We start from the raw sequence: 12,843 nt of genomic DNA on the forward strand, positions 1-12,843 counted from the left end.
ATCCACCGAGGCCACCGATCTGGTCCGCTCGCTGGCGGCCGATATGGAGCGTTCGCTGTCGATGGCCGGCTCGGCCACCGCGGAATCGATTACATCAGGTGCGCGTGAGGCCCAGAGCACCCTGGTCAACGCGTCGACCGAGGCTGCAACCAAGGTGTCGGCGCTTGCCGCCGACATCCAGCGTGCGCTGTCGATGGCCGGCTCCGGTACCGTCGAGGTGCTGACAGCCGGCGCCCGCGAGGCGCAGAACACCCTCGTCACCGCGTCGACGGAAGCAGCCGACCACGTCAAGTCGCTGGCCGTCGATGTCGAGCGCACCCTGACCTCGGTCGGCACCAACACCGCGCAGGCGATCCTCGGCAGCGCCCGCGATGCCCAGAGCTCGTTCGTGGCAACCTCCAGCGAGGCCGCAAGCCAGATCCGCGAGATCTCCGCCGAGATCGAGCGCTCGCTGACCACGGCCAGCGCGGAGACTGCGCAGACCATCCTGGGCAGCGCCCGCGAGGCCCAGAGCTCGTTTGCGGCGACCTCCGCCGATGCCGCCGCCCAGATCCGCACGCTCTCGACCGATATCGAGCGCGCGCTGGGAGCGGTCACGGTCAAGACCACCGACAATATCCAGACCTCGGCGCAGAACGCGCAGGCTGCGCTGATCACCATGTCCAACGAGGTCTCGACCAAGGTCAAGACGACCTCCGCCGACATCGAACGTTCGGTGCTGTCGGCCTCCAGCGCCTTCGGCTCCGCGATGACCGGCAAGACCGACGAGATCGTCACCTATGTGCAGCAGCAGACCGAGCGTCTGTCGCAGATGGTCGACGGCCGCCGCGGCTCGCTGGTCGAGGCGCTGACCGCCAAGACCACGCAGCTGTCGAGCGACATGGATCGCGCCACCGCGGATGCGCTGAAGGCGATCGAAACCCGCGGCCTCGCCTTCTCGCAGTCGATGGCGGCCCATGGCAGCGATGTCGCGCGCAACATCACCTCGGCCGGCGATCAGGCGACCGGCGCGGTGGCGAAGTCGCTCAAGGAACTCGAGCAGGCCTCGCGCACGGCGATCGACCAGTCGCGCCAGGTCTCGATCTCGGCCGTCACGGAGATGCAGGAGACCAGCAAGATCCTGCGCACCGATACGGTCGCGCTGTTCGAGCGGCTGCGCGAAGGCAACATCCTCTTGCAGGAAGTGTTGACCGGCGCCCACGACAACCTCAACTCGCTGGAGCGCGCGCTGGTGACCCGCGTGGCCGACTTCGTGTCCGCCATGAACGACGTCACCTCGCGCAACGGCGTGGCAACCCAGACGCTGGAAGACCAGCTCACGGTGTTCAACAGCAAGACCGGCAAGGCGCTGGAAGATCTCGGCGCGCTGTCGAGCCAGTTCGAGACCCACGGCAAGGCGCTGATCGATGCGGCTGCCGTGGTCGAGCAGGCCAACCGCTCGACGACGGCCTCCGTCAGCGAGCGCAAGTCGGCGCTGGAAGCGCTGGTCACGACCATCGACCTGCGCACCACCGATCTCGACCAGCGGCTGTCGCGCTTCACCGGGCTGCTCGATGAATCGCTCGGAGCGGCCGAGGAACGCGCCCGCGACATCGCCCGGGTGGTGGCGGAGACCGCAGGCGCCGGTTCGGCTGCGATCAGCAAGCAGTTCGAGGCGGTGCGCCTGGCGGCCGAGAACGAGCGTCAGCAGACCGTCGACGCCATGAACGACCTCTACCAGCAGAGCAACGCCGAGACCGATGCGATGTTCAGGGAATCGACGGAGAAGTTCTCCGCGATGGTCACGGCGATGAAGCAGATGGCGAGCGAGATGCACAACGAGCTCGAGGCCACCCGCAACGAGCTGCGCCGCGGCGTGCTCGAGATGCCGCAGGAGGCCGCCGAGAACACCGCGCAGATGCGCAAGGTGATCGTCGACCAGATCGAGGCGCTGGCCGAGCTGAACCGCATCGTCGCTCATCACGGCCGCGGACTCGACGTGGTCTCGACCAACCGCGCCAGCGTTCGCCACGAGGAGCCGGTGGTGGCTGCCGCCGGCGGCCGCGGCGATGTGCGCATGCGGGACAACGGCAACAGCGCCTCGACGCTGCCGCCGCCGGATCTCGGCATGACGAGCTCGCGCCGCACCGAGGCCCCGTCGGTCAGCCCGGCAGGCTCCGACAACAACGGCGACGGCTGGCTGTCCGACCTGCTCAACCGCAGCGACGCACCGCCGCCTGCCCCGCAGAGCCGCGACGCCCAGCAGCGCCCGCGTCCGCAGCAGCAGCCCGCCAATCCGCTGGAATCGCTGTCGCTCGACATCGGCCGGCTGATGGACCGCACACTTGCGGCCGAGATGTGGGATCGCTACCAGCGCGGCGAGAACAAGGCGTTCTCCAAGCGCCTCTACACGCCGGCCGGCCAGAAGGCCTTCGACGAGGTCGCCCGCAAGTATCGCGCCGACCGCGGCTTCAAGCAGACGGTCGACCGCTACATCGCGGAGTTCGAGCGCCTGCTCGACGAAGTCGCCCGCGACGGCCGCGGCCAGCAGGAGCTGAGCAGCCACCTGACCTCGGAGACCGGGCTGGTCTACACCCTGCTCGCCCACGCCGCGGGACGGCTGGGATAAGCCGGCGAAGTAAGCGAGTAGCGAATAGAAATGGAAACGGAGGCCGAAGGCCTCCGTTTTATTTTGGGGCGACGCCCTATTCGTCACTCGCCATTCGCCCTTTATTGCCGCCGCCGCGGCCCGGGTGCCGCTGGTGCCGGCGCGGGCTCGGGTGCGGCGTTGTTGCTGCCGCCGAAGATCACCCGGCTCGGGTTGCGGTCGAAATTATTCACCGCGCGGCTGATGTCGGACAGCGTCCTGCGGCCGTCGTTGATCAGGAGATTGGAGCGCTTGTCGAGATCCTCGGCGAGCTCGCGGATCGACTTCACCATCAGGTTCAGCTCGCTGCCATTGTTGCCGCCCGCGATCGCATTGAGGCCCAGCATCAGGCTGTCGGCCTTGCCCATCACGCCGTCGACCTTGAGCATGACGTTGTCGATCTTCTCGGAATTGCGCGCCAGCGCCTGGGTGAAGACCTCGAGATTCTTCAGCGAATTCTTCACCGACTGCTGATTGTCGGCGACGATGCGGTTGACGTTTTGCAGGGTGGCGCGGATCGCCTCGGTGACGTCCTGCAGCGCATTCGGGTCGGCGGTCAGAACCGGGATGCCGTCCTCGTCCAGCGGCACCGGCGGGGCGGCCTCCTCGCCGCCCTTGAGCGAAATCGCGGCGACGCCGGTGAGGCCTTGGAACTCGAGACCGACCAGGGTGTCCTTGCGGAGTGGTGCGTTGTTCTCGATCATCGCCAGCGCAACCACGCGTCGCGGGTTGTCGAGCTTCACCGAGACCACCTCCCCTATCCGAATACCGTTAAAATTGACATTACCGCCGTTGCGCAGGCCTGACGCCGGCCCTTCGAAGATCACCCGCAGGGGACTGCGCTGCTTGGTGGTGTGCAGGCTCTGGAACCACAGCACGAAGCCGAATGCGGCGGCGATCACCGCCAGCGTGAAAGCCCCGATCAAGACGTAGTTCGCCCGCGTTTCCATCAATTACTCGCGTTGATCACTCTTGGGCCCTCGCGCAGCCAGCTGCGTTCGAGCCCGTCGAATTCCTGTTGGCGCATGATCTCGTCCGAAAATCGGCTCCAGGTTTCGGGATCATAGGCTAGGCCACAACGGCACGGGCGCGCTTGCCGTTGAAATATTGCTGCAGCCATGGATGCTGCGACGCCTTCATGTCGGCGATTGATCCTGCAGCAATGATCTTACCGTTCCCTAAAACGGCGATACGGTCGCACGCGGTGTAAAGACTGTCGAGATCGTGGGTTACCATGAAAACGGTCAGCCCCAAAGTGCGCTGCAGGGTGCGCACCAGCTCGTCAAACTCGCCGGCGCCGATCGGATCGAGACCCGAGGTCGGCTCGTCGAGAAACACGAGCTCGGGATCGAGCGCGAGTGCGCGCGCCAGCGCGACGCGCTTGATCATTCCGCCCGACAATTCCGACGGATAACGATCGGCGACTTCCGGCTTCAGCCCGACCATCACCAGTTTCGCCACCATGATCTCGTCGAGCAGCCGCTGCGAGACGCGCAGATACTCGCGCGCCGGAAACTGGATGTTCTGGCGCACCGTCAGCGAGGAGAACAGCGCGCCCTGCTGGAACAGGATGCCCCAGCGGCGCTCGACGGCACGGCGCTGCGAGGTGCTCGCGGCGTCGAGATCGACACCGAACACCTCGATGCGGCCGGCAACTTTCGGCACGAGCCCGATGATGGTGCGCGTCAGCACCGACTTGCCGGCGCCCGAGGGCCCGACGAAGCCGAGGATCTCGCCGCGCCTGACGTCGAGGTTGAGGCCGTCGAGCACCCGCGTGTTGCCGAATTGAACCGTGATGTCGCGGACCCGGATGATGGCGTCGTTGTCCTCTTCCGCCATGATCACATCCCGATCGAGGCGAAGAAGATCGCGAACACGCCGTCCATCACGATCACGAAGAAGATCCCTTTCACCACCGACGCGGTGGTGTGCTGTCCGAGCGACTCCGCCGAACCCTGCACCGCCAGGCCTTCGACGCAGGCGACGATACCGATCACTGCCGCCATGACGGGCGCCTTGACCATGCCGACGATGAAATGGTCGATCGATATGGCATCACGAAGGCGGAGCAGGAAGGCTTCCGGATCGACGCCGCCATAGAGCCAGGCCACCAGCCCGCCGCCATAGAGCGCGGCCATCGCGCCCAGGAACGCCAGGATCGGCAAAGCCAGCACCAGCGCCAGCATGCGCGGCAGGATCAAGACCTCGATCGGATCGAAGCCCATGGTGCGCAGCGCGTCGATCTCCTCGCGCATCTTCATCGAGCCGAGCTCGGCGGTATAGGCCGAGCCGGAACGGCCCGCGACCATGATCGCGACCAGCAGCACGCCGATCTCGCGCAGCACCAAGACGCCCAGCATGTCGACCACGAAGATGTCGGCGCCGAACCTACGGAAATGGAAGATGCCCTGCTGCGAGATGATGCAGCCGATCAGGAAGGTGATCAGCACCACGATCGGCACCGCGCGCCAGCACACCTGCTCGAGGTGATGCACGGTCGAGGTCAGGCGGAAGCTGCGCGGATGGATCAGCACCTTGCCGGCGGCCACCAGCACCGCGCCGAGCATGTCGACGAGGCCGATGATGGTGCCGCCGATCCCGGCCACGGTGCGCCCGATCTGCTCGAGCATGCCCGATATCGACAGCGGGTCGCTGACGACCCTGGGCGCGGGGCCGACCCGGCGGACCTCGTCGACCAGGCTGGAATAATTGGCCGAGAGGCCCGCGATCTCGGCTTCGGCGGAGGCGTCGCTGAGGCTGCGGCGCAGGCGCTCGATCAGCCAGGCGCCAAAGGTGTCGAGGCTCGCGACCTGCGAGACATCGATGAAGATGTGCGGCCGGCTGCCGCGCAGCTTCTCCGCGTCGGAGACGATCCGCTCGAGCGCAGGAGCAAAGCGGGCCGTCCAGTTGCCCGCCGCGCACAACGCTAGTCCTTCGCCTTGGGCTATCCGCTCCAGTGTCGGGTCGCCGCTCACCTCTAACCCACCCCTCAAGCCGGCTGGCTGCCGCTAACGCTGATCTCCGGCGCTGCCGGATCGGCTTGTCGAATCTGTCGCTAAACAGCCATAGTTGGTTGCGCGTCGCAAGCTACGGTTCAGGAAATAGTAGACTTTAAAATGACTTCCACCCCTCCCGGAGCGATTTCCCTGAGCAGCCGGATCGAGCGCTGGCCGATCGCGGGGACCTTCACGATCAGCCGCGGCACCAAGACCGAGGCCGTCGTCGTGGTCGCCGAGGTAAGCCAGGGCGGCCTCACCGGCTGCGGCGAATGCGTACCCTACCCGCGCTATGCCGAAACGCCCGAGGCGACGCTGCAGGCGATCCAGGCGATGCAGGCGCCGCTCGCCGGCGGGATGGACCGCATCGCCTTGCAGGCCCGGATGCCCGCCGGCGCCGCCCGCAATGCGCTGGATTGCGCGCTGGCGGACCTTGAGGCCAAACGCGCCGGCAGGCGGATCTGGAACCTGCTCGGCCGGCCGGCACCGGAGCCGCGCACCACCGCCTATACGATCTCGCTCGGGACGCCCGAGGCGATGGCGGAGGCCACCGCGAAGGCTGCGCATCGTCAGTTGCTCAAGATCAAGCTCGGCGGCGATGGCGACGGCGCACGGATCGCCGCCGTGCGCAAGGCGGCGCCTCGATCCGAGCTGATCGTCGACGCCAACGAAGCTTGGACCGAGGACAACCTCGCCGCCAATCTCGCGGCCTGCGCTGATGCCGGCGTCACCCTGATCGAACAGCCGCTGCCGGCGGGCAAGGACGAGGCGCTGGGCCGGATCAGGCGGCCGGTTGCGGTCTGCGCCGACGAGAGCGTGCACGACCGCGGCTCGCTTGCCGGCCTGCGCGGCCGCTATGACGCCGTCAACATCAAGCTCGACAAGACCGGCGGATTGACCGAAGCGCTGGCGATGGCGGACGCCGCTCGTGCGCTCGGCTTCGAGATCATGATCGGCTGCATGGTCGCGACCTCGCTCGCGATGGCGCCCGCGATGCTGATTGCGCAAGCCGCGCGCTTCGTCGATCTCGACGGCCCGCTGCTGCTGGCGAAGGACCGCGACCACGGCCTGCGCTACAAGGGCAGCCTGGTCTATCCGCCGGACGCCGCGCTCTGGGGCTAATCGGTGAGGCGCCTACGCGCCAGCCACATCACGAGCCCGCCCGTGGCCGCCATTGCGGCCATCATGTCGTAGACGCCGAGCCCGAAGCGCGCATAGACCATGCCGCTGACGATCGCCGTGGTGCTCGCGACAATGCCGCCGCAGGCGGTGAGATAGCCCTGCGCGCGCGCCATCACGTGAACCGGCACGTGATGCACCATCAGGCCCATGATGCCGACCTGGGTCAGGCCGAAGCTCAGCCCGTGTCCGAGCTGCACAACTGCAAGCACCGCAAGCGGCGGGTCCTGCGCGGTGATCGCCCAGCGCGCCGCAGCACTGGACGCCGCGATCATCACCAGCACAGCCGACGGCAGCGTGAAACGCGGCGAGGCCGCAAACAGCACGATCTCGGCGATCACGCCGAGCACCCAGAGACAAGCGATCGTCAGGCCACTGAAGCCGGCCTGCTGCCAGGCAATCGATGCGAAGATGTAATAGGCGCCGTGGCTGCCCTGGATCAGCGCCGAGGAGACGATGATGGCAAGGAAGGTAGGATTGCGCAGCAGTTTTGGCGCGCCGGCTGCAGGTGTGGCGGCTGCCACCGGGCGGCCCAGCGGCCGCAGCGTCAGCCCGACCAGCGCGCCGAGCACCGTCACGGCCGTGATGATCCGGATCAGGTCGACCTCCGCGACATAGCGGAGCAGGAAGCCGCTCAGCAGCGCGCAGACCGCGAAGGCGGCCGAGCCCCAGAGCCGCAGCGGTCCGTAGCTGAGGCCGAATTGCCTGACGCCGCGCAGCGCATAGGCATCGGTCAGCGGCACCATTGGGGTCCAGACGCAGCAGGTCAGCGCATAGATCGCGAGCAGCACGAACGGCTGGTGCTGGGTGCCGATCACGGCAAAGCCGAACGCCGTGGCGAATCCGGTGGCGATGATCGCCCCGCGTAGCATCTGACGCCGCTCCGCCGCCGCGGTGACAAGCGGCAGCACGGTGAAGCGCGTCACCGGCGGCACCGCGGTGATGATGCCGATCCAGGTGGCGTCGATGCCGACCGCCTTCAGCCACACCGTGAAGAATGGCAAGTGAACCCCGGTCATGCCGAACAGCGTGGCATAGAATGCCGCCAGGCTGCGCGCGAATCGCCGCGATGCAACCTTTGCTGCAATGGGGATTTGTGATTCGGAAGACATCAATTCAATTGCGATTCGCGCGATATCGTGGTGATCGTTAGCGTAACGCGCAGTGATTTGCGCGGAGAGATTGTGATGGCCGAAGAAGCATTCGCCCTGTCGCCGATATCCGCCCGCGCGGCCCTGCCGAGCGAGGAGGACTATGCCGCGATCAGCGCGGCCTTCATGGAGACCTCGCGGGGCCGCTGGTTCCTCGGCGAATACGCCAAGCGCAACCGCAATGCCGATACCCGCATGGTGCTCGATGCCGTGGCGCGGATCGAGGAAAGCCTCAGCGCACAGCGGCAAGCCGCCGCAGCGGCGATCAGGGACGAACAGCTGGCGCAGGCGCTGGCCGCCCTGCGCGGCGCAATCGAGGCCACCCAGGCCTCCGCCATCGCCGCGCTCGACGGCGTCAGCTTCGAGCAGAACCTCGCGCCGGTGCGCAAGGGCGTGCGGGTGATCAGGGAGATCTCCTGGCGGCTGCGCGAGATCGGCAATGACGGCCGGATCTGCGACATCATCGATTCCCAGGTCAGCGCGATCGAGGCCGGTGCTGCCGAGGTCTCGATGGACGATGCCAAGGCCGTGCTGGATGCCGCCTTCGCTGCGCTGGCCCGCCGCCTCAGCGAGTTCGATCCGGACAAGATGGCGACGCCTGCGGCCGAGCCTGCTGTGGCCGAGGCGCCGGTTGCGGAGCCGCCGGCGGCGGCCTCCGCGCCGCCACCGATGGCCGAAAGTGCAGCCCCCGATATGGCCGCTACGCCGCCAGCGCCGCCTCAGGAGGCCGCTGCGGCGTCGAACGTCGAAGCCGCGATTCCCGCCGCTGAGGCCGCTACGGCCGTCATGCCGCAGCCGAGCGAAGCATGGCTCAAGGCTGAAGCCGCGCTGGCCGAAGCCGAAGCCGCGGAACTCGCCCGCGTCACCGACGAAGCGGCGGCCGACGCCCACGACGAAGCGGTACTCGACCTGATCGCGATGGAGATGGGCGCGGCCGATCCGATCGACGAGGAGGCGATCGCCGAGGAAATGCGCGCCGCCGAGGAGATGCGAGTCGCCGAGGCGATGGCGGCCGAACCCGAAGTAGCCGCGCCGGCCATTCAGCCGGAGCCTGCACTGGCGCCCGCACCGAAACTCGAGGTCAAGATCGAGCCGCCGCCAGTGGCTGTGGCGCCGATTGCCGAAACTCTGGTGATGCCGCCGCCTCTCCCGCCCGCCGTTGAGCCTGCCCCTGCTCCCGCAGCAGAGATCTCACTCGGTTCGACCATCATCGCCAGCGGCCTTCTGAAAAAGCCGAGTGCGGCGGCCAACGACCCGCTCGCGCCAATCCGCCGCATGAGCCAGGCCGAGAAGATGGCGTTCTTCTCGTAGGCGCCGGCCTATTCATATCCTGTCATTGCCGCCTGACCCGGCAATCCATCGATCAAAAAGCTTCCTTCGAGATGGATGCGCGGGTCCCGGCTTCGCCAAGGCTTTGCTGCGAAGGCGCGCCGAAGCTTGAGCGGAGGCGGCAGGCCCGCGCATGACGACCGGCGCGCGAAGCATTCATGTCCCATGAACCGCACGCGCAACGCGAGCCAGCTCATGTACCGCGGCAGCATCTGCGCCTAACCCGATGTCAGGCGACGAGTTTCGCGAACAGGTCGGCGTCGACATTGCCGCCCGACAGCACGATGACGACGTTCTTGCCCTTGGCATCGATCCGCCCGGCCAGCAGCGCCGCGAGCCCGACCGCGCCGCCGGGCTCGACCACGAGCTTCAGCTCGCGATAGGCGAAGGCGACGGCGGCACCGACCTCGTCGTCGGAGGCGCTGACGCCATTGGCGAGCAGCTTGCTGTTGATGGCGAAGGTCAGCTCGCCCGGCATCATCGCCATCAGCGCATCGCAGATGGTGCGCGCCGCGACCGGATGCGCCTGGCGATGCCCGACCTTGAGCGACAGGGCGTGATCGTCATAGCCCGCGGGCTCGGCGACGATCACCTGGGCTTGCGGATATTTCGCCTTCACCGCGGTCGCAACACCCGCGATCAATCCGCCACCCGAAGCGGGCGCGACCACGATGTCGGGCGTCAGTCCGAGCGCGGCCATGTCCTCGGCGATCTCGCGGCCGGCGGTGCCCTGGCCCGCGATCACGAAGGGATCGTCGTAGGGGCGCACCAAGGTCGCGCCGCGCTTGCCGGCAATGCCGTTGGCGATCGCCTCGCGGTCGTCGCGATCGCGATCGTAGAGCACGACTTCGGCGCCATAGGATTTGGTGCGCTCGCGCTTGGTGATCGGCGAGTCCGCAGGCATCACGATGGTCGCCTGCATGTTGAGGATCTTGGCCGCCGCAGCGACGCCCTGGGCGTGATTGCCCGAGGAGAACGCGACGACGCCGCCGCTCCGCTTGTCCTGCGGGATCGAGGCGAGCTTGTTGAAGGCGCCGCGAAACTTGAACGATCCGGTCCGCTGCAGCATTTCGGGCTTGAGGAAAATCTGGCTGCCGACGCGTTCGTTGAGAACGGGGAAGGTCAGGAGCGGCGTGCGCACCGCGAACGGCGCGACCACCCTTGCGGCGGCATCGATGTCCGCGGCAGCGACGGGTGGATTGAGAACGGTGTCCGTCATTCGCGATTTGTATCGCGGCGCCGGGCTGGCGGGCAAGACGCTTTAGCGTGACCTGACTAGCGTGAGGTCGGCTGGGTCGCCGGCAGCGCCACAAAATGGTGCTCTTCGGCACCGAATTCGAGCGCCTCCCCCTCGCCGTCTGGCGGCGCGGGGCGGACGTTCATGCAGCGGTCGATGAACACCCGGGCTGAGGCTTGCCAGGTGTGAAGCGCGGCAAAATCGACGCAGGCCTGCCGCGGGATGCTGAGCGCCTCCAGGCAGGCATGGCGCAGATCCGCGTCGAGCACGCCGACCGGCGCCGCGCCGATCACGTCGCGGGGACCGGTGACCGTAAAAGCGGCAACCGGCAGGCCGCTGGCCAACGCTTCCAGCAGCACCAGACCAAACGTATCCGTACGGCTCGGGAAAACGAACACATCGGCCGCGGCGTAGATCTCAGCCAATTCTTCCCCATGGCGGGCGCCGAGGAACACAGCGTCCGGATATTTCCGCTCCAGCGCCGCCCGCGCCGGGCCGTCGCCGACCACGACCTTGGTTCCCGGCAAATCGAGATCGAGGAACGCCTCGAGATTCTTCTCCACCGCCACCCGGCCGACGCTGAGATAGACCGGCTGCGGCAGGCAGAGATCGACGTCGCGCGGATGGAACAGCGCGGTATCGACGCCGCGCGACCACAGCACCACGTTGCGGAAGCCGCGCTGACGCAACTCGGCCGCCAGCGCCGGAGTCGCCGCCATCACCGCCCGGCTCGGCCTGTGGAACCAGCGCAGCGCCCGCCACACCCAGGCTTCCGGGACAGGCGTCCGCGCCGAGACGTATTCGGGGAAGCGGGTGTGGAAGCTCGTCGTGAACGGCAGGCCGCGCTTGCGGCAGTAGCGGCGCACCGCAAGCCCGATCGGGCCCTCGGTCGCGATATGGATGCTCTCGGGCCTCGCCGCCTCGATCAGACTTGCGACCTTGGCCCGGTACGGCAGCGCCAGCCTCAGATCGCGGTAGCTCGGCATCGCGAAGGTGCGGAATTCGTCCGGCGTCAGGAAGCTCACCTCGACGCCGAGCGATTTCGCCGCCTGTGCCATCATGGTCAGCGTGCGGACAACCCCGTTGACCTGGGGATGCCACGCATCGGTCGCGACCAGGATATGCGTCATGCAGCGCGTGCCGTCACTCGCGGAACCGGCGCGATCCGGCGCACCGGGTCGGTCCAGGTGATGATCTCGAAATGGCCGTCCTCGTGCTCGGCGAGCGCGGTGCAGCTCTCCACCCAGTCGCCGCAATTCATGTAGCGGATGCCCTGCTCGTCATGAATCGTCGCGTAGTGGATGTGGCCGCAGATCACGCCGTCGCAGCCGTGGCGCCGCGCCTCGCCGGCAAGCGTCGCCTCGAACGCGCCGATATAGTTCACCGCCTTCTTGACCTTCAGCTTGGCCCATTGCGACAGCGACCAGTACGGCACGCCGAACATCTTGCGGAAGAAGTTGACGAAGCGATTCATCTGGATCGCGAAATCGTAGGCCTTGTCGCCGAGATGGGCGAGCCAGCGCGCGTTCTGCACCACGAGATCGAAAATGTCGCCGTGGATCACGAGGTAGCGCTTGCCGTCGGCGCCGGTGTGAACGGTGTTCTCCACCACGTCGATGCCGCCGAAATGCGTGCCGTAATATTTGCGCAGGAACTCGTCGTGGTTGCCCGGGACGTAGATCACCTTGGCGCCCTTGCGCGCCTTGCGCAGCATCTTCTGCACGAAATCGTTATGGGTCTGCGGCCAGTACCAGTTCGACTTCAGCGCCCAGCCGTCGACGATATCACCAACGAGGTAGATCGTGTCGGCATCGTGAGAGCGGAGGAAGTCCAGCAGGCGGTCTGCTTGCGAACCGCGGGCTCCGAGATGGACATCGGAGATAAACAAAGTGCGAAAGTGCCGCTCGGGACTTTCTTCACTCAAGGAGTCGCTTCCCATGCCTGTGCACCTAACAGATTCCTGTGACAAGGCGATGACGATCCCCGCGACCCAAGGCCCCACAAACAGTTAACGAGAATCAGCAGTACGCCGCTTCCCTGCGGATAACAGCAGCGTGCGACAATCTGGCGACATCGGCGGTCGCGACTGTGTGGAAGAGGCACTGAAATGCACAGGAACGCTGATCTACCGTCATTGCGAGCGACGCGAACCAATCCATTGCGCCGCAAGCGGGGAAATGGATTGCTTCGTCGCTATCGCTCCTCGCAATGACGAGCTCCATCTTCAGTGAACGAAGACGACGTAGCCCGGATGAAGCGCAGCGTAATCCGGGGTTCTGCGTCCGCGGATGATCTGTTCCCGGATTTCGCTGCGCTCCATCCGGG

At 66.7% G+C, this 12,843-nt stretch carries 9 protein-coding genes and 1 pseudogene; 3 read left to right on the forward strand and 7 right to left on the reverse strand.

The window, feature by feature from the left end; genetic code table 11:
• Positions 1 to 2,608 (forward strand): annotated as a pseudogene (locus AKL29_RS45690) (apolipoprotein A-IV repeat region-like domain-containing protein); the annotation flags it as partial.
• Positions 2,609 to 2,709: 101 nt separating this feature from the next.
• Here AKL29_RS45690 and AKL29_RS28260 read toward each other — a convergent pair.
• The 3 genes from AKL29_RS28260 to AKL29_RS28270 form a co-directional block, all read right to left on the reverse strand.
• Complete coding sequence (locus tag AKL29_RS28260; RefSeq protein WP_018272595.1) at positions 2,710 to 3,576, reverse strand: MlaD family protein; 867 nt, start codon at positions 3,574 to 3,576, stop codon at positions 2,710 to 2,712.
• A gap of 118 nt (positions 3,577 to 3,694) precedes the next feature.
• Complete coding sequence (locus AKL29_RS28265) at positions 3,695 to 4,465, reverse strand: ABC transporter ATP-binding protein (protein ID WP_028338275.1); 771 nt, start codon at positions 4,463 to 4,465, stop codon at positions 3,695 to 3,697.
• A gap of 2 nt (positions 4,466 to 4,467) precedes the next feature.
• Complete coding sequence (locus AKL29_RS28270; RefSeq protein WP_028338276.1) at positions 4,468 to 5,601, reverse strand: MlaE family ABC transporter permease; 1,134 nt, start codon at positions 5,599 to 5,601, stop codon at positions 4,468 to 4,470.
• Positions 5,602 to 5,742: 141 nt separating this feature from the next.
• Here AKL29_RS28270 and dgcA point away from each other — a divergent pair, with 141 nt between their 5' ends.
• The gene (gene dgcA, locus AKL29_RS28275) at positions 5,743 to 6,744 is read left to right on the forward strand and encodes an N-acetyl-D-Glu racemase DgcA (RefSeq protein WP_050386421.1); all 1,002 of its coding nucleotides are present in this window, start codon (positions 5,743 to 5,745) and stop codon (positions 6,742 to 6,744) included.
• Here the strand turns inward: dgcA and AKL29_RS28280 are convergent.
• Positions 6,741 to 7,913, reverse strand: coding sequence for an MFS transporter (locus AKL29_RS28280; RefSeq protein ID WP_050386422.1), 1,173 nt, complete (start codon positions 7,911 to 7,913; stop codon positions 6,741 to 6,743). The genes dgcA and AKL29_RS28280 overlap by 4 nt on opposite strands.
• Positions 7,914 to 7,988: 75 nt before the next feature.
• On the opposite strand from AKL29_RS28280, the gene AKL29_RS28285 reads away from it, so the two are divergent.
• On the forward strand, positions 7,989 to 9,263 hold the full coding sequence (locus AKL29_RS28285; RefSeq protein WP_050386423.1) for a hypothetical protein: 1,275 nt from the start codon (positions 7,989 to 7,991) through the stop codon (positions 9,261 to 9,263).
• 247 nt (positions 9,264 to 9,510) lie between these two features.
• On the opposite strand, the gene AKL29_RS28295 is transcribed toward AKL29_RS28285, so the two are convergent.
• The 3 genes from AKL29_RS28295 to AKL29_RS28305 are packed head-to-tail and all read right to left on the reverse strand — an operon-like array spanning position 9,511 to position 12,457.
• Positions 9,511 to 10,500 (reverse strand): threonine/serine dehydratase family protein, encoded by a 990-nt coding sequence (locus AKL29_RS28295; protein WP_050386425.1) that lies wholly within the window; start codon positions 10,498 to 10,500, stop codon positions 9,511 to 9,513.
• 56 nt (positions 10,501 to 10,556) lie between these two features.
• Entirely contained in the window at positions 10,557 to 11,648 is a 1,092-nt protein-coding gene (locus AKL29_RS28300; protein ID WP_050386426.1) for a glycosyltransferase family 4 protein, read from the reverse strand.
• Entirely contained in the window at positions 11,645 to 12,457 is an 813-nt protein-coding gene (locus AKL29_RS28305; protein ID WP_028338282.1) for a UDP-2,3-diacylglucosamine diphosphatase, read from the reverse strand. Before AKL29_RS28305 ends, AKL29_RS28300 begins: the two co-directional genes overlap by 4 nt.
• Positions 12,458 to 12,843: the final 386 nt, after the last annotated feature.

The organism is Bradyrhizobium pachyrhizi, from assembly GCF_001189245.1.
Taxonomy (GTDB): Bacteria; Pseudomonadota; Alphaproteobacteria; order Rhizobiales; family Xanthobacteraceae; genus Bradyrhizobium; species Bradyrhizobium pachyrhizi.

Coding starts and splice junctions, on each gene's coding strand:
- AKL29_RS28260 (WP_018272595.1), bottom strand. CDS start 3,576: ATGGAAACGCGGGCGAACTACGTCTTGATCGGGGCTTTCACGCTGGCG.
- AKL29_RS28265 (WP_028338275.1), bottom strand. CDS start 4,465: ATGGCGGAAGAGGACAACGACGCCATCATCCGGGTCCGCGACATCACG.
- dgcA (WP_050386421.1), top strand. CDS start 5,743: ATGACTTCCACCCCTCCCGGAGCGATTTCCCTGAGCAGCCGGATCGAG.
- AKL29_RS28280 (WP_050386422.1), bottom strand. CDS start 7,913: ATGTCTTCCGAATCACAAATCCCCATTGCAGCAAAGGTTGCATCGCGG.
- AKL29_RS28285 (WP_050386423.1), top strand. CDS start 7,989: ATGGCCGAAGAAGCATTCGCCCTGTCGCCGATATCCGCCCGCGCGGCC.
- AKL29_RS28295 (WP_050386425.1), bottom strand. CDS start 10,500: ATGACGGACACCGTTCTCAATCCACCCGTCGCTGCCGCGGACATCGAT.
- AKL29_RS28300 (WP_050386426.1), bottom strand. CDS start 11,648: ATGACGCATATCCTGGTCGCGACCGATGCGTGGCATCCCCAGGTCAAC.
- AKL29_RS28305 (WP_028338282.1), bottom strand. CDS start 12,457: ATGGGAAGCGACTCCTTGAGTGAAGAAAGTCCCGAGCGGCACTTTCGC.